The sequence below is a fragment of the Streptomyces sp. SID4985 genome (assembly GCF_009863025.1).
Classification (GTDB): Bacteria; Actinomycetota; Actinomycetes; order Streptomycetales; family Streptomycetaceae; genus Streptomyces.
In genome coordinates, this window is the sequence record NZ_WWIR01000660.1 from 1 (window position 1) to 17,713 (window position 17,713).

General features: G+C 69.6%; 14 protein-coding genes and 1 pseudogene. 5 read left to right on the forward strand and 10 right to left on the reverse strand.

Going from position 1 to position 17,713, the window contains the following annotated elements; translation table 11 throughout:
- Window positions 1–60 precede the first annotated feature (60 nt).
- The 3 genes from GTW40_RS28560 to GTW40_RS28570 form a co-directional block, all read right to left on the reverse strand.
- Window positions 61–1,578, reverse strand: a complete 1,518-nt coding sequence (locus GTW40_RS28560) for a sugar ABC transporter ATP-binding protein (RefSeq protein WP_161183024.1) — start codon at window positions 1,576–1,578, stop codon at window positions 61–63.
- A gap of 252 nt (window positions 1,579–1,830) precedes the next feature.
- Complete coding sequence (locus GTW40_RS28565; protein WP_161183025.1) at window positions 1,831–3,012, reverse strand: ROK family transcriptional regulator; 1,182 nt, start codon at window positions 3,010–3,012, stop codon at window positions 1,831–1,833.
- A gap of 147 nt (window positions 3,013–3,159) precedes the next feature.
- Complete coding sequence (locus tag GTW40_RS28570) at window positions 3,160–4,131, reverse strand: multicopper oxidase domain-containing protein (protein WP_161183047.1); 972 nt, start codon at window positions 4,129–4,131, stop codon at window positions 3,160–3,162.
- A 204-nt stretch (window positions 4,132–4,335) separates the two neighbouring features.
- Between GTW40_RS28570 and GTW40_RS28575 the strand changes: the two genes are divergently transcribed.
- The 3 genes from GTW40_RS28575 (at window position 4,336) to GTW40_RS28585 (ending at window position 10,885) form a co-directional block, all read left to right on the forward strand.
- Window positions 4,336–6,813 carry a ThuA domain-containing protein gene (locus GTW40_RS28575; protein ID WP_202486535.1) on the forward strand — a complete coding sequence of 826 codons (2,478 nt, stop codon included), beginning with the start codon at window positions 4,336–4,338 and terminating at the stop codon, window positions 6,811–6,813.
- 50 nt (window positions 6,814–6,863) lie between these two features.
- Window positions 6,864–9,011: a family 16 glycoside hydrolase gene (locus tag GTW40_RS28580; protein WP_237525787.1), complete on the forward strand. Its 2,148-nt coding sequence runs from the start codon at window positions 6,864–6,866 to the stop codon at window positions 9,009–9,011.
- 362 nt (window positions 9,012–9,373) lie between these two features.
- Complete coding sequence (locus GTW40_RS28585; RefSeq protein ID WP_161183027.1) at window positions 9,374–10,885, forward strand: trypsin-like serine protease; 1,512 nt, start codon at window positions 9,374–9,376, stop codon at window positions 10,883–10,885.
- 94 nt (window positions 10,886–10,979) lie between these two features.
- Here the strand turns inward: GTW40_RS28585 and GTW40_RS28590 are convergent, their stop codons facing one another.
- The 7 genes from GTW40_RS28590 to GTW40_RS28620 form a co-directional block, all read right to left on the reverse strand.
- A complete protein-coding gene (locus tag GTW40_RS28590) occupies window positions 10,980–11,459 on the reverse strand; it encodes a DUF3515 family protein (protein WP_161183028.1) in 480 nt (159 codons plus the stop codon).
- 43 nt (window positions 11,460–11,502) lie between these two features.
- The gene (locus tag GTW40_RS28595; RefSeq protein WP_161183029.1) at window positions 11,503–11,727 is read right to left on the reverse strand and encodes a helix-turn-helix transcriptional regulator; all 225 of its coding nucleotides are present in this window, start codon (window positions 11,725–11,727) and stop codon (window positions 11,503–11,505) included.
- Window positions 11,727–12,347, reverse strand: a complete 621-nt coding sequence (locus tag GTW40_RS28600; RefSeq protein WP_161183030.1) for a DUF2975 domain-containing protein — start codon at window positions 12,345–12,347, stop codon at window positions 11,727–11,729. Before GTW40_RS28600 ends, GTW40_RS28595 begins: the two co-directional genes overlap by 1 nt.
- A 112-nt stretch (window positions 12,348–12,459) precedes the next feature.
- Window positions 12,460–13,197, reverse strand: a complete 738-nt coding sequence (locus GTW40_RS28605) for a maleylpyruvate isomerase family mycothiol-dependent enzyme (protein ID WP_161183031.1) — start codon at window positions 13,195–13,197, stop codon at window positions 12,460–12,462.
- Between the two features lie 38 nt (window positions 13,198–13,235).
- On the reverse strand, window positions 13,236–13,895 hold the full coding sequence (locus tag GTW40_RS28610; protein ID WP_161183032.1) for a DUF402 domain-containing protein: 660 nt from the start codon (window positions 13,893–13,895) through the stop codon (window positions 13,236–13,238).
- Complete coding sequence (locus GTW40_RS28615; protein WP_161183033.1) at window positions 13,892–14,815, reverse strand: hypothetical protein; 924 nt, start codon at window positions 14,813–14,815, stop codon at window positions 13,892–13,894. Before GTW40_RS28615 ends, GTW40_RS28610 begins: the two co-directional genes overlap by 4 nt.
- A 36-nt stretch (window positions 14,816–14,851) precedes the next feature.
- Window positions 14,852–15,319, reverse strand: a complete 468-nt coding sequence (locus GTW40_RS28620) for a hypothetical protein (RefSeq protein WP_161183034.1) — start codon at window positions 15,317–15,319, stop codon at window positions 14,852–14,854.
- A 453-nt stretch (window positions 15,320–15,772) separates the two neighbouring features.
- Here GTW40_RS28620 and GTW40_RS28625 point away from each other — a divergent pair, with 453 nt between their 5' ends.
- Window positions 15,773–17,332, forward strand: coding sequence for an AMP-binding protein (locus GTW40_RS28625; protein WP_161183035.1), 1,560 nt, complete (start codon window positions 15,773–15,775; stop codon window positions 17,330–17,332).
- Between the two features lie 89 nt (window positions 17,333–17,421).
- A pseudogene (locus GTW40_RS33400) lies at window positions 17,422–17,517 on the forward strand (GntR family transcriptional regulator); the annotation flags it as partial.
- Window positions 17,518–17,713: the final 196 nt, after the last annotated feature.

Sequence of the window (17,713 nt, forward strand, 5' to 3'; positions counted from 1 at the left end):
GGGGCGGGGCGGCCGCGGGCACCTTGCCGGTGCCGGTCCGGGGCGGGGAGGCGGGCTGCGTCATGACGCCGGGCTTCCTTCCATGACGAGGTCGAGGACACGGTGCTCGTCGAGTTCGCGGGCGGGCGCCGTGTGGACGACGCGGCCCTCGCGCAGCACCAGGACGCGGTCGGCGAGGCCGAGCACCTCGGGGACCTCGCTGGAGACCAGCAGGACGGCGAGGCCCTCGTCGGCGAGACGGCGCACCACGGCGTACAGCTCGGCGCGGGCGCCCACGTCGACACCCCGGGTGGGCTCGTCGAGCAACAGCACGCGGCAGCCGCGCAGCAACCAGCGGGCGAGGACGGCCTTCTGTTGATTGCCGCCGGAGAGAGTGCGCACGGGGACGGCGGGATTGTCGGGGCGTAGGGAGAGTTCGCGGGTCGCGGCGCGCGCGGCACTCCGCTCGGCGTTCCGGTCGATCCAGCCTCCGCGCGCGAACCGGGAGAGGGAGGACACCGAGACGTTGCGGGTGACGGACTCCAGCATGAGCAGGGCCTGCGCCTTGCGTTCCTCGGGGGCGAGGCCGATGCCCGCCCGCACGGCCGCGCGTACGCTGCCGGGGCGGATCGGGCGGCCGCCGACCAGGACCTGGCCGGAGTCGGGCCTACGGGCGCCGTAGACCGTCTCCAGGATCTCGGACCGGCCGGAGCCGACGAGCCCGGCGATCCCGACGATCTCGCCCGGCCGCACCTCCAGGCTGAAGGGGGCGAACTCACCGCTGCGGGCGAGCCCCCGGACCTCCAACACCGGCTCTCCCGAAGGGGGTTCGGCAGGCCGGTCGGGGAAGACGTACTCGACGTCGCGTCCCGTCATGAGGGTGACGACCTCGCGGGTCGGGGTCGTCTTCGCGGGCAGCCCGCGCGCCACGGCCCGGCCGTCCTTCAGCACGGTCACCCGGTCGCCGATGCGACGGATCTCGTCCAGGCGGTGCGAGATGTACACGACGGCGACGCCCTCGGCGGTGAGTCCGGCGACCACGCGGAAGAGGTTGTCCACCTCGTCGGGGTCGAGGGCGGCGGACGGTTCGTCCATGACGATGAGCCGTACGTCGTGGGACAACGCCCGTGCCATGGAGACGATCTGTTGCTGGGCGGCGGACAACTCCCCCACTAAGCGGGCGGGTTCGATGTCGGGATGCCCCAAGCGGCGCAGGAGAGCCGTGGTGTTCGCGCGTGCGGTGCGGCCCCGTACGACGAATCCGGCGGTGGTGGGCTCGTGGCCGAGGTGGACGTTCTCGGCGACCGACAGGTGTTCCACCAGGTCGAGTTCCTGGTAGATGGTGGCGATGCCGAGGCGCATCGCGGCCATCGGCGAGCGGAGGACGACGGGGTCGCCGCGCCAGCGGATGACGCCGGTGTCCGGCTGGTGGGCTCCGGCCAGGACCTTGATGAGCGTGGACTTGCCCGCGCCGTTCTGGCCGAGCAGGCAGTGGACCTCGCCCTCCTGTACGTCGAGGTCGACGCCGTCGAGCGCCCGGACTCCGGGGAACGCCTTGGTGATGCCGGTCATGCTGAGCAGGGGTGGTTCCGATGCCATGTGGGTTCCCCTCGGCGGGCGTGCGGGCCTGTTTCAGGGCGGTGCGCCGACGGGTCGGGCGGACCGGGGCAGAGCGGGGTGGTACGCGGTGGTGCGCGGGGCGTGCCCCGGTGGTGCTTGCGCGGTGCGGACGTGCGCTTGCGAAGTGCGGGGCGCCGTGTGCCGGACGGTGCTTACGCCGTGCCGGGCGGCGGTACTTTCGTGGCGCTGTTCCTGCGGGCCGTCCGGCGGTTCGGTGCCGGACGGCGGCGGTCACGCGGGGGAGAACAGGTGGTCGCTGATGAGGCGGGCCGCGCCGATGACTCCGGCGTTCTGGCCCAACTCGCCCAGGACGATGGGAAGGTTGCCGGTCGCGAGGGGCAGCGACTGGCGGTAGACCTGGGTGCGGATCGCGGCGAGCAGGGTGTGGCCGAGGCCGGTCACCCCGCCGCCGATCACCACGAGACCGGGGTTGAAGAAGCTGACGAGGCCCGCGATGACCTGGCCGGTGCGGGTGCCGCCCTCCCGGATGAGGTCGAGCGAGACGGTGTCGCCCGCGGCGGCCGCGGCGGCGATGTCGACGGCGCTCAGGGTGCCGTGCGACTCCAGCCGTGCGGCCAGCTCGGCCGAGAGGCCCTGCCCGGCCGCCTCCATCGCGTCACGGGCGAGGGCCGCTCCGCTGAAGTGGGCTTCCAGGCAGCCTCGGTTGCCGCAGGCGCAGGGGTGTCCGTCGGGCACGGCCTGGATGTGCCCGATGTCGCCCGCGCTGCCCGTGGCCCCCCGGTAGACCTCGCCGCCGACGACGATGCCGCAGCCGATGCCGGTGCCGATCTTGACGCAGAGGAAGTCGCCGACCGAGCGGGCGACGCCTGCCTGCTGCTCGCCCATCGCCATCAGGTTCACGTCGTTGTCGACCATGACGGGGCAGCCGAGTTCCTGGCTGAGCGCCTCCCGCACGGGGAAGCCATCCCAGCCGGGCATGATCGGCGGGGCGACGGGCACTCCCTCCGGGAAGCGAACCGGGCCCGGAACGCCGATCCCGGCGCCGTCGAACCCCTCCGCCAGTCCGGAGGATCTCAGCTTCGCCGCCATGGCGAGGACGTGCTCGAAGACCACGACCGGGCCCTCACGTACGTCCAGGGGCTGGTTGAGGTGGCCCAGCACCTCCAGTTCGGCGTTGGTGACGGCGACGTCGACCGAGGTCGCGCCGATGTCGATGCCGAGGAAGCGCAGGCTCGGGGCGAGCCGCAGATTGTGGGAGCGGCGCCCGCCGCGCGAGGCGGCGAGTCCGTCGGCCACGATCAGCTCCGTCTGCAGGAGACGGTCCACCTCCACGGCCAGCTTGGACCGCGACAGCTCGACCTGATCGCCCAGCTGCGCACGCGAGTGGGGACCGTGGTCGCGCAACAGGCGCAGCAGCCTGGCCTGGTGGGCGTTGGCGGGTCGTGCCGTCATGCGTCTCACGATTCCCTCCCGCCTCGAAGTGGCCGTCCGTCGCGTTCTTTCGGGGGGAACGTAGCAGCGGCTGCCGGGACTGGGAAGAAGTAGCGCGGGAATTCGTACCCACTTTCTCCACTCACAGGACAAAGCCGCGTACGGACATCAGTGTTCGTGGTGCGCGGCGGTGTGGTGTCCCGTGTGGCCCGGCACGGTGCCGTCCGGCTTCGCCACCAGGAACAGCCCGGCCATGCCCATGTCGGAGTGGCTCTGCACATGGCAGTGGTACATCCAGGCGCCCGCGCCGACGTGTTCGCCCGCGATGACCTGGAAGCCGAAGGAGTCCGCCGGTCCGGTGATCTTGTTGTCGATCACCCGGCTCGGGTCGTCGGGGCCGGTCAGCAGGCCTGTGCGGTTGTCCGCCCAGCGGTGACCGTGCATGTGGAAGGTGTGGTAGTACTCGCCGTGCGTGATCATGACGATCTCGACGCGATCGCCCACCGTGGCCTCGAAGTTCGGTGTCTCCCCCGCCGCCCTGTTGTTGATCGTCATGTCGTTGAAGACGATCGTGAACTGCTTGTCCGGCAGGATGTCGCCCTTCCTGCGCACGACCACCGGGCCGTACAGGCCCTTGCGGATGCCGCCGGTTCCGTGGTCGGTGCCCACGACGTGGTCGTGGTAGTGCCAGTAACCGGCGCTGCCCGGCTGCCAGGTGCCGTCCTTGCGCCGTCCCGGTGCGTGGGTGCGCCAGGTGTAGGTGCGGGTGCCGCCGGGTTCGACGTGGCTGCCCGTCATCCGGGTCCCGTCGTTGGCGATGTCGTAGTCCACGCCGTGGACGTGGAGGCTGGCGTCGGCGTCGGTCGTGTTCTCGAACTCGATGTGCAGGGTGTCGCCCTCGACCAGTTCGATGAGCGGGCCCGGCACGGTGGCCTTGCCCTTCTCCAGGCCGTAGCCGAGCCGGCCGCCGGGCAGTTTCTCGGCGTAGAGCTTGAGGTGGCGCACCTGGCCGCCGGCCGGAGCCGTGGGCGGAGACGGTTCCGCGGCGGAGGGGGCGGAGGCCATCGACAACGTTGCCGTACCGGTCGCGGCGACCACGCCGCCCGCCAGCATCCGTCGCCCGAAAGTCCTTCTGTCCAGAGCCATTCCGGTCTCTCCAGTGCTGTGAGGAGACGGGCGGGGAGCGGGACTGCCCGTGGGGACGGCGGCCACGGTAGAGCCGCGATCCCCGTTTATCCACACCCAGGACAAAGTTGGTGAGATTCCGTCCGTTGCTATTGGCGGGTCGTTGAAAGGCGTCTAGCTTCTGGCGCTGTTGCTGAGACCACGGAGGGTGGGTGACCCATGCAGAGCGCACCGCATCACCGGTCGAGATCCCGGCGCGGAGCGGCCGCGGCGCTGATGGCCGGGGCCCTGGCGGCATCGCTGCTGAGCGGTGGTACGGCCGCCATGGCCAGGCCGTTACCGGACCCGAAGGCGTCGGCGCTGCCGTCGCCGCCGGGTGGCAAGAACGTCAAAGTCCTCGTGTTCCACGCCTCGGCCACCGAGGAGTCGCCGACCGTGGACGCGGGCATCGAGGCCATCGAATCCATCGGCCTGACCGGCCCCGCCGAACAGCGTTTCAAGACCGTGGCCACGGACGACGCCTCGGTCTTCACCAACGACAAACGGCTGGGCACCTTCAACGCCGTGGTCTTTCTGACCGGGGGCGGAGACGTCCTCGATCCCGAGCAGGAGGCCGGTCTCGAGGCCTACCTCAACGCGGGCGGCGGCTTCCTCGGCATCCACGACGCGGCCAGGACGGAGCCGTACTCCGACTGGTTCACCGGGCTGATCGGCGCCCGGCCCGCGACCACGAGCCCGTCCGCCGTACAGCGCGCCGTCGTCGAGGTCCCGGACCGCAGTCATCCGGCCACGAAGGACCTGCCGCTGGAGTGGAAGCGGCCCGACACCTGGTTCAACTGGGCGAGCAACCCGACCGGCAAGGTGCACACCGTCGCCAAGGTGCGGGAGAGCAGCTACCAGCCGGGGTCCGGTGCCAACGGCGTGGACCACCCGGTCTCCTGGTGCCGGGACTACGCGGGCGGGCGGTCCTTCTACACCGGAATGGGCGGCACGGTCGAGTCGTTCGCGGAGAGCGACTTCCGCGACCATCTGCGGGGCGCGCTGCTGTGGACCACCCGGCTCTCGCGCGCCGACTGCAAGGCGACCATCGACGCCAACTACGCGGCGGTGCGCGTCACTCAGCCGAACCAGCCCGGTCAGCAGGACCAGATCGGCGAGCCGCACGGCATGGTCGTGGCGCCCGACGGACGGGTGCTGTACATCGGCCGGGGCGGCGGCGTGAACGGCGCTCCGGTCGTCACCGACTGGAACAGCCCCGATATCGGCAAGGGCATCGGCCAGATCCACATCTACGACCCCGCGACGAAGAAGGTGACGCTCGCGGGCGCGCTGACCGTCTTCGGCAACAAGGGCGGCGGCGACGAACTGACCAAGGTCGAGGAGGGGTTGCTCGGCATCGAGCTGGACCCCGGCTTCGAGTCCAACGGCTGGGTGTATCTGCACTACACCCCGCACTCCGGCCTCGACCGCGACAAGCAGATCGCCGAACGCCGCGTCTCCCGCTTCACGTTGGACCGCGCGACGAACAAGCTGGACCTGGCCTCGGAGAAGGTCCTGCTCAAGTGGCCCGTGCAGGTGCACAGTTGCTGCCACGCGGGCGGCGGGATGGCCTGGGACTCCAAGGGCAACCTCTACATCGCCACCGGTGACAACAACTCGTCCGGATTCAGCGACGGTTACTCGGGCAACAACCCGCAGCCCAATTACAAGGGCCTGTCCTTCGCCGACGCCCGCCGCACGGCGGGCAACACGAACAACCTCAACGGCAAGATCCTGCGCATCCACCCGGAGCCGGACGGCACGTACACCCTGCCCGAGGGCAACCTCTTCACCGGCAAGGAGCAGGACGAGGGCGGCGGCAAGACCCGCGGCGAGATCTACGTGATGGGCGTCCGCAACCCGGCGCGGATCTCCGTCGACAAGAAGACCGACATCCTCTACGCGGGCTGGGTCGGCCCCGACGCGGGCGCGCCGAGCACCACGTGGGGTCCGGCGAAGTACGACACGTTCGCCGCGATCACCAAGGCGGGCAACCACGGCTGGCCGTTCTGCATGGGCAACAAGCAGCCCTACCGCGACCGCAATCTGCCGGACCCGACGAAGCCGCTGGGCTGGTACGACTGCAACGCCCCGAAGAACGAGTCCCCGAACAACGACGGCCTGGTGAACCTTCCGCCCATCACCGGCAACACCATCTGGTACTCCCCGCAGGGCGGCGCCCCCGACTTCCCGCGCAACGCGGCGGGCGTGCCGAGCTACAAGAACGAGGAGGCCACCTACCTCCTGCCGTGGCTCAAGGGTGGCGGCCAGGCCACGATGGACGGCCCGGTCTACCGCTACGACGCGGCGACGGCGGGTGCGGAGGCATGGCCGCAGTACTGGGACGGCACGTGGTTCGTCGGTGACTTCTACGATGCCGACAACCCGCGCCACGCCGTGCTCACCGACCCGAAGACCGTCGGCAAGGGCGGTCTGCCCGTCACGGCGGAGTCGCTCAAGAAGATCATCCCGGTCGGTCAGGGCGGCATCCGCAACCTCATGGACTGGAAGTTCGCGCCGGACGGTTCGCTCTACGTCCTGGACTACGGCCGCGGCTTCTTCACCTCCGACCCCCAGTCCGCGCTGTGGCGCGTGACGTACACCGGCGGCGCGGCCACTCCCGCCGCGAAGGATCTGGCCAGGAAGGCGGCACAGTGAGACATCGACCTCTCCGCCTGTACACCGCGCTGGTGGGCGCGCTGTTACTGATGCTGGGGCTCACCTCGACGACCGCGTACGGACGTGACGGCGATCGCGCGGCTGCGGCGGCGCAAGTCCTGACGTGGACGACGAGTTCACGCACCGACCAGTACACGAGTTTCCCGACGACGGCGGTGGCCGGTCCGGCGACCCTCGTCTTCGAGAACAGCGCCGCGACCGGCAACGACATCGGCATGCCGCACACGCTGACATTCGACGTGTCGGACCCCGAGTACAACCACGACGTCCCGGTCAACATCCTGGCCAACCCCGGTGACGACAGCGGCGGCAGGCACACCGTCGACGTGACGCTGACGCCCGGCCGCTACCGCTACTTCTGCAGCATCCCCGGCCACGGCCAGATGCAGGGCATCCTGACGGTGACCGAGCCCGGCAGTGACGACACCACGGCGCCCACGGCCTCGGCGAAGGTCGAGGGACAGAAGAACGCCGACGGCGCCTACGTCGGCTCGGCCACAGTGACGGTGTCCGCGTCCGACGACGCGTCCGGCGTGAAGTCGATCGAGTACGCGGTCGGCGAGGACGGCCCGTGGCAGGTGTACACCGCGCCGGTCGTCGTCGACCAGGTCGGCTCGCACACCCTGCGCTACCGAGCCACCGACCAGGCGGGCAACGTGGCGGACGCGAAGTCCGTGACCTTCAGCGTGGTCGCCCCGCCGACCGACGACACCACGGCACCGGAGACATCCGCGACGGTGAGCGGCGAGAAGGACGCGAACGGCAATTATCTGACGATGGCGACGGTCACCGTGAGCGCCTCGGACACCGGCTCGGGCGTCAACACCATCGAGTACGCGCTCGGCGCGGACGGTGCCTGGCAGCCGTACACCGCGCCGGTGATGGTGCACGCGGTGGGTACGCACACCGTGCGCTACCGGGCGACCGACAAGGCGGGCAACGCGGCGGCTGCGAAGTCCGTGGCGTTCACCGTGGTGGCTCCGCCCGCGCAGGACACGACGGCGCCGGAGACCTCCGCCGTGCTGAGCGGGACGAGGAATTCCAACGGCGCGTACGTCACGAGCGCCAAGGTGACGATCAACGCCTCGGACTCCGCGTCCGGGGTGGCCCGTGTCGAGTACTCGCTCGACGGGGGCGCGTATCTGGAGTACTCGGCGCCTGTGGTCGTGGACCGGCTCGGCTTCCACACACTCGCCTACCGGGCGACGGACAAGGCGGCCAACACCTCCGCCGCCAAGAACGTCACCTTCACCATCGCGCAGGGCGGTGGCGTCCCGGCGCCGGCCTGCCCCGAGTACGACGAGCGGCTGACGGTCATCGTGGGCACCGTCGACTCGGGTGTGCCGAACCGGATGACCCGCAGCCGGTGCACGATCAACGAGCTGATCGAGGACGAGAAGGACTGGTCGTCGCAGGCCCTGTTCCTCAAGCACGTCGACACCGTGCTCGACGGGCTCCTGGCCGACAGTGTCATCGACCAGCGCGAGTTCAACAAGATCACCAAGGCCGCCAAGCAGTCGAAGATCGGCAAGCCGGGTCAGACCGAGGGCTACCGCGACCTGTTCGACGGCACGGAGTCGTCCCTGTCCAAGTGGGAGCAGGTCGGCGGCGGGCACTTCACCCTCACCGGCGACGGCGCCATCACCAGCAGCACGACCGTGCAGGGCATGGGCATGTTGTGGTTCCCGGAGCGCAAGTACGGCGACTTCTCGCTGAAGCTCCGCTTCCGCGACGACGCCCCGGGCACGGGCAACGCCAACGGCGGTGTCTTCATCCGCTTCCCCAACGTCCACAACCACCCGGAGGAGTCCCGCCCCGAGTGGGTCGCCATCAACTACGGCCACGAGATCCAGATCCTCGACAGCCCGACCGGCGACATGTACAAGACCGGCTCGGTCTACGGCTTCGACCGCGTGGGCCTCGGCGGCGCGGGCGTCACCCCCAAGGGCACCTGGAACGACTACGAGATCCGCGCGGAGGGCCAGCACTTCACGGTCCTGCGCAACGGCGTCGTCATCAACGAGTTCGACAACGTCGGCGGCCAGGTCTTCACCCCGCCGCGTGCGGGTGACCCGGGCACGGACGGGCGCCGCTACGCGACGGGCTACATCGGGCTTCAGGTGCACAGCACGTCGGACGTGATCTCCTACCGGGACATCCGGATCAAGGAGTTGTAGGCGACGGAACCGTGGGCCCCTCACCGCTTCGGCGGTGGGGGGCTTCTCGTTTCCCGGCCCACCCCCCGAAGGGCGCCTTTGACACCCATAGGAACTTGGGTCCGATTTATCCGGGTAGACATCCGCCTGGGTTGAAGCTGTAATCAGGGCCGGGGGGATCTTTGCCATGGGCGTAGCGAAACGGGGTTCACCCCCCGTGCAGGTAGACCAGAAAAGCCTGCATGCGTGATTACTCGTAACGCCATTGCGTGGCATCGGGCCACCCGGAAATTCTCGCCGGGGAGGCATCTTCCAGCGCACCGACTCCTCCTCGCCTTCACCTTTCTGTTCATATTTCTGTTCACCTATCTGGAGAACCGTGTATGTCTCAGTTCCGAAGAAGCACCCAGGTCTCGGCCCTCATCGGGGCCGTGGGTCTGAGCCTGTTCGGCTCCCCCGCCCAGGCCCTGGAAGGCCCGGCCGCCGACGCGAGTCAGAACTTCACCGCCCGCATCGTCGTCGGTGACTCCGAGCACTCCTGCTCCGGGGTTCTCGTCTCCCAGCGCTGGGTCCTCACCTCGGGTTCCTGTTTCGACCCCACCGGCCACCCCGCGGCCGGCGCGCCCGCTGCCACCACCACAGTCACCGTCGGCCGCACCGACCTGAACCAGACCTCGACCGGCGCCGTACGCACCGCGATCGAGCTCGTGCCCGCGCCCGACCGCGATCTCGTCCTGGTAAAGCTCAACACCGGTGTCGCAGGCGTGAAGCCGGTCTCCCTGGCCACCACGCCGGTTTCGGCCGACGAGGCCGTCACGGCCGCCGGTTTCGGCCGGACGAAGACCACCTGGGTCCCCGACACCCTGCACAGCGGCGCGTTCACCGCCGCCGGGGACAGTTCCACGGACATCGCGCTGACCCCGGCGGGCGACGCGTTGATCTGCCAGGGCGACGCCGGTGGTCCGGTCCTGCGCACCAACGGCCAGACGCAGGAACTGGTCGGTGTGGCCAGCAGGTCCTGGCAGGGCGGCTGCCTGGGCACCCCCGCCACCGAAACGCGCACGAGCGCCGTCGCCACCCGCGTCGACGACGTACGCGCCTGGATCACCGGCATCGTCACTCCGGTGCCGGGCGACATGAACGGCGACAACAAGCCCGACCTCGTCGCCATCGACAACACCGGGAAGCTCTTCCTCTACCCCGGCACCGGCACCGGCGCTCTGGGAGCACGGCTGCAGATCGGCTCCGGAGGCTGGTCCGGCGCCTCGGTGACGCACCGCGGCGACTGGAACGGTGACGGGATGGAAGACATCGTCGCCGTCGTCGGCGGCGAACTGCGCGTCTACCCCAACCGCGGCGACGGCACGCTCGGGGCGGCGATCAAGATCGGCACTCTGCCCACCACCGCCCGCATCGTCGGCATCGGCGACACCACGCTCGACGGCAAGCCCGATCTGCTCGCCACCTACGACGACAAGCTGTACCGGTACCCGGGCACGTCCGGCACGACCCCGTCCGTGGGCGCACCCGTCGCCATCGGCAGCAGCGGCTGGAATGTCATGACCCTGACTGCTCACGGCGACGCCGACAAGGACGGCCGCGTCGACCTCCTCGCCCGGGACACCCGCGACGGCATCCTCTACAACTACCTCGGCCAGCCCAACGGCACCTTCAGCGACCGCACCGAGTTCGGCCACGGCTACACCGTCACCAACCGGCCGCTGATCGCCGGTGCCGCCGACGCCGACCGCAACGGAGTCGCCGACATGTGGGCCACCGCGGGCGACGGCACCCTGAAGTTCTACAAGGGCGGTTCCGACATCCACGGCCCGATCGACGGTCCGAGCATCCAGGTCGGCAGCGGCGGCTGGGGCAGCATCACGTCCATCAGCTAGCCATCGGAATCAGCCTGCGGCGCACCCCTCGTGCCTCGCCGACCGCCCCCGTTCCCGTCACGCCCGGGAACGGGGGCGGTTCCTGCGCCGCACCTCAGCCCCGCCGCGCGCACGTCTTCTGTTCGGGCAGGTCCGCCACGATCCCGGACATCTCGCCGATCACGGCGTCCTTGTTCTTGATGCGCTCCGACAGCGCGATCTCGACCGCCGGAGTACGTCCGTAGGTCAGCACCGTCTTCGTGCCGTCGTGGGTGTTCGCCGCGTTCACGACCCAGTCGACCCCGTTTACCGACGAACAGGGGGCCGAATCCGGGACGTTCGAGATTTTTCCGCAGCGGAGGATCACATCTCCCTCTCCCCAGACGGCCGTTCCCTTCACGTCGGAGTCGGTGCGCTCGCGGCCGCCCAGTTTCTGCGGGGACTTGTTCACCAGGGTGGTGCAGGCGGTGCTTTCACCTCCCGGAACCGCCGACACGTTGTAGGAGCGCGAGGTCAACCCGCACGCCGCGAGGGTGGCGGCGCACGCTGCGATCGCACCGGCCTGTGCCAGGCGTCGGCCAGAGGTCGTCTTCATGAGTAATCCCTTGTCCAGGAAGCGTGGTTACCCGGTGGGCGGGTCAGTCCTCGCGGATGCTGAGCAGGTCGCCGGGCTGGCAGTTCAGTTCGCGGCAGATCGCGGTGAGGGTGGAGAAGCGGATCGCCTTCGCGCGGTCGTTCTTGAGGACGGAGAGGTTGACGACCGTCACGTCGACCCTGGCCGCCAGTTGGGACAGGGTCATGCCGCGCTCGGCCAGCAGCCGGTCCAGGTGGACCTTGACCCGGTGTTCGTCCTCCGGTGGCATCAGACAAGTCCCTCGGTATCGGCGCGGAGTTTCGTGCCCTGCCGGAAGACCTCGCCCAGGGCGAGGACGAGGAGGGCGAGCAGGACGTACTTGCCGGAGAAGGTGAGGGCGAAGGGAACCTCGTCGGACACGCCGCCGGCGCGCAGCAGGAGCGCCGTGGTCAGCGCCGGCAGTACGGGAGAGAGGACGGCCTGCACCAGAACCGTGAGCCCTATGGTGCTCAGCCGACGGGCGTTCTTCGGCACGAAGACATCGCCACCCCTCAGGGTCCTGGCCATCCGGAAGAGGAGAACCAGGACGATCAGCAGGAGCAGACTGCCGACGATCTCCGGCAGGGCGAGCAGCAGGCGCTGCCCGAAGTCGGGGTGCGTGAAGCCGAGTTCGGCCCGGTGGGTGCCGGTCAAGGTCATGCCCCAGTCAGCTGCGGCGGCCTTCGGCGTGCCGGGCACCCGGGTCGTGGCCTCCAGCTCGACGTCACGGGTCTCGATGGGGTCGATCAGGCCGACCACCCCGAGGACCGGGAGCAGCACTCCGAAGACACCGACGAGTAAAACGGCCAGGCCCAGAACGGCCTCCAGCAGTCGGTTGTCGGTCCGGTTCCACCAGGACTTCGCACCCACGGTTCCCCCCGTAGCTCAAGGTCTGCATATCGCTTATCGATACTATCGATAAGCGATATGCAGACTGTCAAGGCTTCGCCTTCGGACGCTCGGAACCCGACACCGGTCGCGATCAGTAGAGGAAGGGCGGGACGGGGAGTTTCTGACGGTCAGTCAGGATCAAGTCCGCCCCTTGAGAACGTCCCATCAGCCACGCCAGAAGCGAACCGCGCCTCCCGTGGATCTCAAGCGCCGGACCTGTCGCACGCACGCTGTGCCAGACGCCGGTGTCGGTCGCGTGCAGACGCAGGGAAGGGGCGTTCTCACGGCGATCGAAGGAGGCGACCACCCGGCCGAGCATGTCGTCGACGAAATCGGCCGGCCACTGCTCGGGCGGGTAACCGGCGTTCAGATCGACGTGGTGCACCAGCACCTCGCACAGCCGCGAATCGGCTGCCCGGGCGGCGCGATGGACCTGTCCGGCGGTCCAGCGCACTTCCCGGTCCCACGCCGTCAACGGCATCCTGCGGTACTCTTCCGCGAACCGGGCAGCACTCTCACGCACGTCCGCCACCAGCTCACCGGCGCCTCGCCCCGCCCCCGCTTCGATCTCCTCGGCCCGGACCGCAAGGCTCGCGTACTCCGGCGTCTCGACCCCGGTCCTGGCCCAGCGCAAGAGCCGACGGCCACCATCGGCGTTGCGGGCGAGGTGGGTCAGGACATGGCCACGCGACCACTCCGGCAACAGCGACGGCGCCCGTACGTCGGCGTCGGTGAACCGGCTCGCCGTCAGGAGAACCCGCTCGGTCGCGGCGCTGATCTGTTCGAGGGTCGCCGCGGGGTCGAATCCCGCATCGATCTCATCCGCCATGCCACTGCCTCCCCGCACCGCCCGATCAGCATGCGCCTTCACGCCTCCAACCGCCGTGGCAGGCACGGAGTCGGCCAGGTCCGGTTCCATCGCCACGTCGACCAGGTCACCGCGTCCGCGAACGGCCCCGCCCGTTCCCCGAGCATCGCCAGGACCTCACCGCGTGCCGCGTCGACGGCGCGGTGGTCGGCGTCAGTGACGAGGCCGAGCCTGCGGGCGTGGGCGTACTCGTCCTCGTCCTTCCATTCCCAGTGGGCGAGGTCGGCGGTGACGAGGAGGTCCACGGCGAGGTCGAAGGTGTCGAATCCGTCGGGGGTGCGGAGCATGGGGCGTTCGAAGTTCACGTACCAGTTCCGCAGCCCGGCACCTGTGTAGAAGGCGTTGACGCTGAACCAGGATGTGGACGGCTTCCAGGCCCGCAGCTCGGTCTCCCGCCAGCGGCCGGGGCTCTGCTCCCAAGTCCCGGTCGCCAGAGCGTCGAAGGCTGCGGTGCGCTTCGAACGATCATCCTCCGCAAGGGACTTGGCGTACAGCGCGGGCCACCGGGTCTCCGCTCCCGGCGCGCAGGCCGTTTCCAGGGCGTCGCCGGTATCGGTGAGGACCCGTAACGCGTGCTCGCTCCATACGTGGCGGACCTGGCCGCTGTGGTGTACGTCCCGTCGTACGACCGTCCGGCCGGGCCGGAAAGCGCTGCTCAAGGGGCTTCTCCTTCCGCGCCGTAATAGCCATGACGCAACCGGAACCGCATGGGATCGGTGCCGCTCGCCCGGATGTGCTCGACGATCGTCGATCTCAGCGGCTCGGGCAATCCCCTGCCGTGTTCCTTGGTCCACTCGACGGAGCCGAAGAGCTGGGCGGCGCCGTCGAGTTGAGCCGGGCTCGGGGTCTGGGCCACCAGTGCGGCGATGACGTGGTCGGGGTGTTCGGCGAGCAACTGCCGCTGCACCGTCAGGTCGTACCACATCAGGCCGCCGGTCGACTCCCTGGCGGCTGTCCCCGCCCAGGCCAGCAGGGCGCGAGCCCGCTCGATCCCCTCGGGGTAGTGGTGGCGGGTCAGAGCGGCGAGTCGGTCCTCAGCGTCTGGCGCTCTGTCCGGCGAGGCTTCGCGACCTGGCAGTCGGGCCACGTCCTCGGCCGCATCGGAGAGGCCGGGCGGCGCCGCATGTACCCAACGCATCCGGCGCCGTTCGCTCTCGGCCCGCTGAGCAGCCAACTCCGCCTGGGCATCCCGCGATCCGGTCAGGCCGCGCTCGGCGAGCCATTCAGTGAGCGCCGGACCGTCCCGCAGGTCGGCGTCGAACGCGCCGACGCTCCGAAGGCCGGTTTGGTGGTGAAGCGTCCAGCAGGCGATCTGCTCGCCATCCGAGTCGTACACCATGATCGTCGGTCGGCCCGCACACCGGCACCGGTCCCCGGTCCCGCCGTCCACGATGGCCAGCCGCCGGGCCAGGTCGGCGATCTCCGCACCGGTCACCACGGTCCGCGCCCGGTCGGCGACGTCCACCTCGTCGGGGGATGCCTCGACGATCACGACGTGCTCCGCGCGGTTCAGCACTTCCAGCAACCGCGCCGTTGTCGGTGCGTCCTGGGCCGCGGCGTCGTACCAGTCGAAGAACATGCCCGCGAGGGTATCGAGCGGTCCGCCGCAGGCGGTTCAGCCGAGGAGTTCCCGCACGCGGTCGCAGATCCGTTCCACCTGCGCCGGGTCCGGGAAGCAGCCCGCCTTGCCCATCGCCAACTGGAGTTCTGGACCTGAGGCGTTGAACCGGGTCATCGTTTCGCGGTCCACAGGCTGGACGACGAAATGGATGTGCCCTGGCACGCCGCCGCTGTGCGACCACAGGCACACATAGACCTGCTCCGGAGCGGTCGCCTCGGTGACGGCGGCGCTCACTCGTCGCAGCAGAGTCCCCAGTTCAGCGGCTTCCCGCGAGGTCAACTCGGCGACGTGCAGCACATGCCGAAGCGGCTTGACCACGAACGTCCCCAACCCCAGCGGTCCGACGCAGTGTTCGACAACCCACCTGTCGTCACGCAGTACTTGGCCGCCGGGCAGTGGGGCCGTCCCAGCCGTGAGCGCGCAGGCCAGACAGCTCTCGGCGACATCGTCGGCTCCGCTCATGAACACTCCCTCGATTCCGAACAGCCGGACGACCGATCAACGAGGCAACCGGGCAACCGGGCAACCGGGCAACCACACGCTCACCATGACAGGCATCCGATCGCGGAAACCAGCCCCGCCCCATCGCATGATTCCGGCCACTCGAACCGCACCCCGTCCCCGGCAGAGGGCACGAACAGCCGTTTCCTCGACGCCTCGTGACTCGTTCCTGTCTCCCCGCACCGGGCCGAATACCGACGTCGGCCCTCCACTCGGTTGGCCCCGTCCCGCCCCCGCGACATAAAGTCGATCTTGGTCGGCCCGGGCAACCTTTTTGCAGGTCAGGGGCCATCACCACACGTGGAGCAGGGCGGCGCGACGGCAGTCGTGCGGGTCCCGCTCCCGTCCCCCCACAGAGAACAGTCACAAAGACCGGCACGTCACGACGACGGGTCGGTTCAGGAGGTCCAGCACATGTCCGATGTCGCCCCCCGCTTCCGCAGCCATGTGGAGGACATCCTCGAGGGCCTGCGGGACGAACCCTGCAGGGAAGCGCTCGTGCACGGTGGTCGCCGTATCACCGCCGGGGAGTTCCACGACCTCGTGCACCGGATGGCGTGGGCGCTTCAGGCGCAGGGAATCGAGCGGGGCCAGACGGTCACCCTGCTCAGCGGCAACCTGCCCGAGGCGATCGCGCTGCGGTACGCCGCGAATCTGATCGGCGCGCAGGTCAATCACCTCTACGGCAAGCTCTCGGCGGACGTGCAGGCCGCCATCGTGCGTGACGTGGAGACCCGGGCGCTCGTGGTCGATCCCCGGATGAGCGGCCGAGCGGAGGAGATCGTCGAGGCCGTCGACGTGAAGTCGGTGCTCACCCTCGGACCGGCCGGTACCGCTCAGGACGCGCCCGGCGACCAGGACCTCCTCGCCCTGGCCGCCCTCCAGTCCCCCGAGCCCTTCCCCAGCCAGGCCGAGCCCGACGCCGTCTGCGCCATCCGGCACACCGGCGGCACCACCGGACACCCCAAGGGGATATGCACCACCTACCGGCAGGTGCAGGAGCTGCGTACCGCGCGTCCGGACGACGACGGCAGCACACCGCCCCGGCAGCTCATCGTCACCACCATCGCGCACGCGGCCGCCATGCTCGCCGACGGTGTGCTGGAGACCGGCGGCACCGTCGTCCTGCTCGACGACTTCGAGCCCGGCGAGGTGCTCGACACCATCGAGCGCGAGCGCATCTCCCACATGTGGCTGCTGCCGCCCCTGCTGTACCAGCTCCTGGACCACGCACACATGGAGCGCACCGACACCTCTTCGCTGCGCCAGGTGGTGTACGGCGGCTGCCAGGCGTCCCCCACCCGGATCGCCGAGGCGGTACGGCGCCTGGGTCCGGTACTGATGCAGGGCTACGGCCAGAACGAGGCCGGGATCATCAGCATCCTCTCCCCCGCCGATCACGACCCGGACCGCCCCGAGCGGCTGCGCACCGCGGGTCGGATCGTGCCCGGCGTGGACGTGGAGATCCGCGACGAGGACGGCAACGCACTGCCCAACGGGGAGCACGGCGAGATCTGCGTCCGCTCCGCCATGGCGATGGAGGGCTACTGGAAGCAGCCCGAGCTGACCGCCGAGGTCCTGAAGGACGGCTGGCTGCACACCGGTGACATCGGCTTCCGCGACGACGACGGCTACCTCACCGTCGTGGACCGCATCAAGGACATGATCGTCGTGGTCGGCGGCCATGTGTACACCACCGAGCTCGAAGACCTGCTCAACAGCCACCCGGACGTCCGGCAGAGCGCGGTGTTCGGCGTCCGCGACGAGGACCGCATGGAGCAGGTCCACGCCGCCGTGCTGCTCGCCCCCGGCGCCACCACCGGCGCGGACGAGCTGCGCGCGATGGTCCGGGCGGCGCGCGGCGCGATGTACGAGCCCGCCCGCATCACCTTCCCGTCCGAGCTGCCCCTGACCGACGTGGACAAGCCCGACAAGAAGGAACTGCGCCGCCGCGCCACCGCCCCGACGGACTGACACCCGGACCCCGGTCCGAGCCGCCCCGCGCCGCCCACACGGTGCGGGGCGGCCCCATGTCCACTGCCTGGCAAGGGGCTTGGGACGACACGGACGTCAACACCCGCTTACACAACCGCATTCAGGCAACAGCGGCCAACAACCTGCTCGTCTCGGTCATGGAACCGGTCGACGGCCGACTACGTCGTGGCGAGGACCGCGTGACGCCGCCCCGACGCCCTGACGGAGAGACGAACGCGTGAGCCACTCATGACCACAAGCGGAATCGCTTATGTGTTTTATCGGGGGGCTGTTGCGCCGTTTGCTCTGTTTCCGGTCACCTGTTGGCTATTCTCTTGCGTTGCCGGGATCGATGGTTCGGGAATTTCCGTTCCGGCGAGA

Coding starts and splice junctions, on each gene's coding strand:
- GTW40_RS28560 (WP_161183024.1), bottom strand. CDS start 1,578: ATGGCATCGGAACCACCCCTGCTCAGCATGACCGGCATCACCAAGGCG.
- GTW40_RS28565 (WP_161183025.1), bottom strand. CDS start 3,012: ATGACGGCACGACCCGCCAACGCCCACCAGGCCAGGCTGCTGCGCCTG.
- GTW40_RS28575 (WP_202486535.1), top strand. CDS start 4,336: ATGCAGAGCGCACCGCATCACCGGTCGAGATCCCGGCGCGGAGCGGCC.
- GTW40_RS28580 (WP_237525787.1), top strand. CDS start 6,864: ATGCTGGGGCTCACCTCGACGACCGCGTACGGACGTGACGGCGATCGC.
- GTW40_RS28585 (WP_161183027.1), top strand. CDS start 9,374: ATGTCTCAGTTCCGAAGAAGCACCCAGGTCTCGGCCCTCATCGGGGCC.
- GTW40_RS28590 (WP_161183028.1), bottom strand. CDS start 11,459: ATGAAGACGACCTCTGGCCGACGCCTGGCACAGGCCGGTGCGATCGCA.
- GTW40_RS28595 (WP_161183029.1), bottom strand. CDS start 11,727: ATGCCACCGGAGGACGAACACCGGGTCAAGGTCCACCTGGACCGGCTG.
- GTW40_RS28605 (WP_161183031.1), bottom strand. CDS start 13,197: ATGGCGGATGAGATCGATGCGGGATTCGACCCCGCGGCGACCCTCGAA.
- GTW40_RS28615 (WP_161183033.1), bottom strand. CDS start 14,815: ATGTTCTTCGACTGGTACGACGCCGCGGCCCAGGACGCACCGACAACG.
- GTW40_RS28620 (WP_161183034.1), bottom strand. CDS start 15,319: ATGAGCGGAGCCGACGATGTCGCCGAGAGCTGTCTGGCCTGCGCGCTC.
- GTW40_RS28625 (WP_161183035.1), top strand. CDS start 15,773: ATGTCCGATGTCGCCCCCCGCTTCCGCAGCCATGTGGAGGACATCCTC.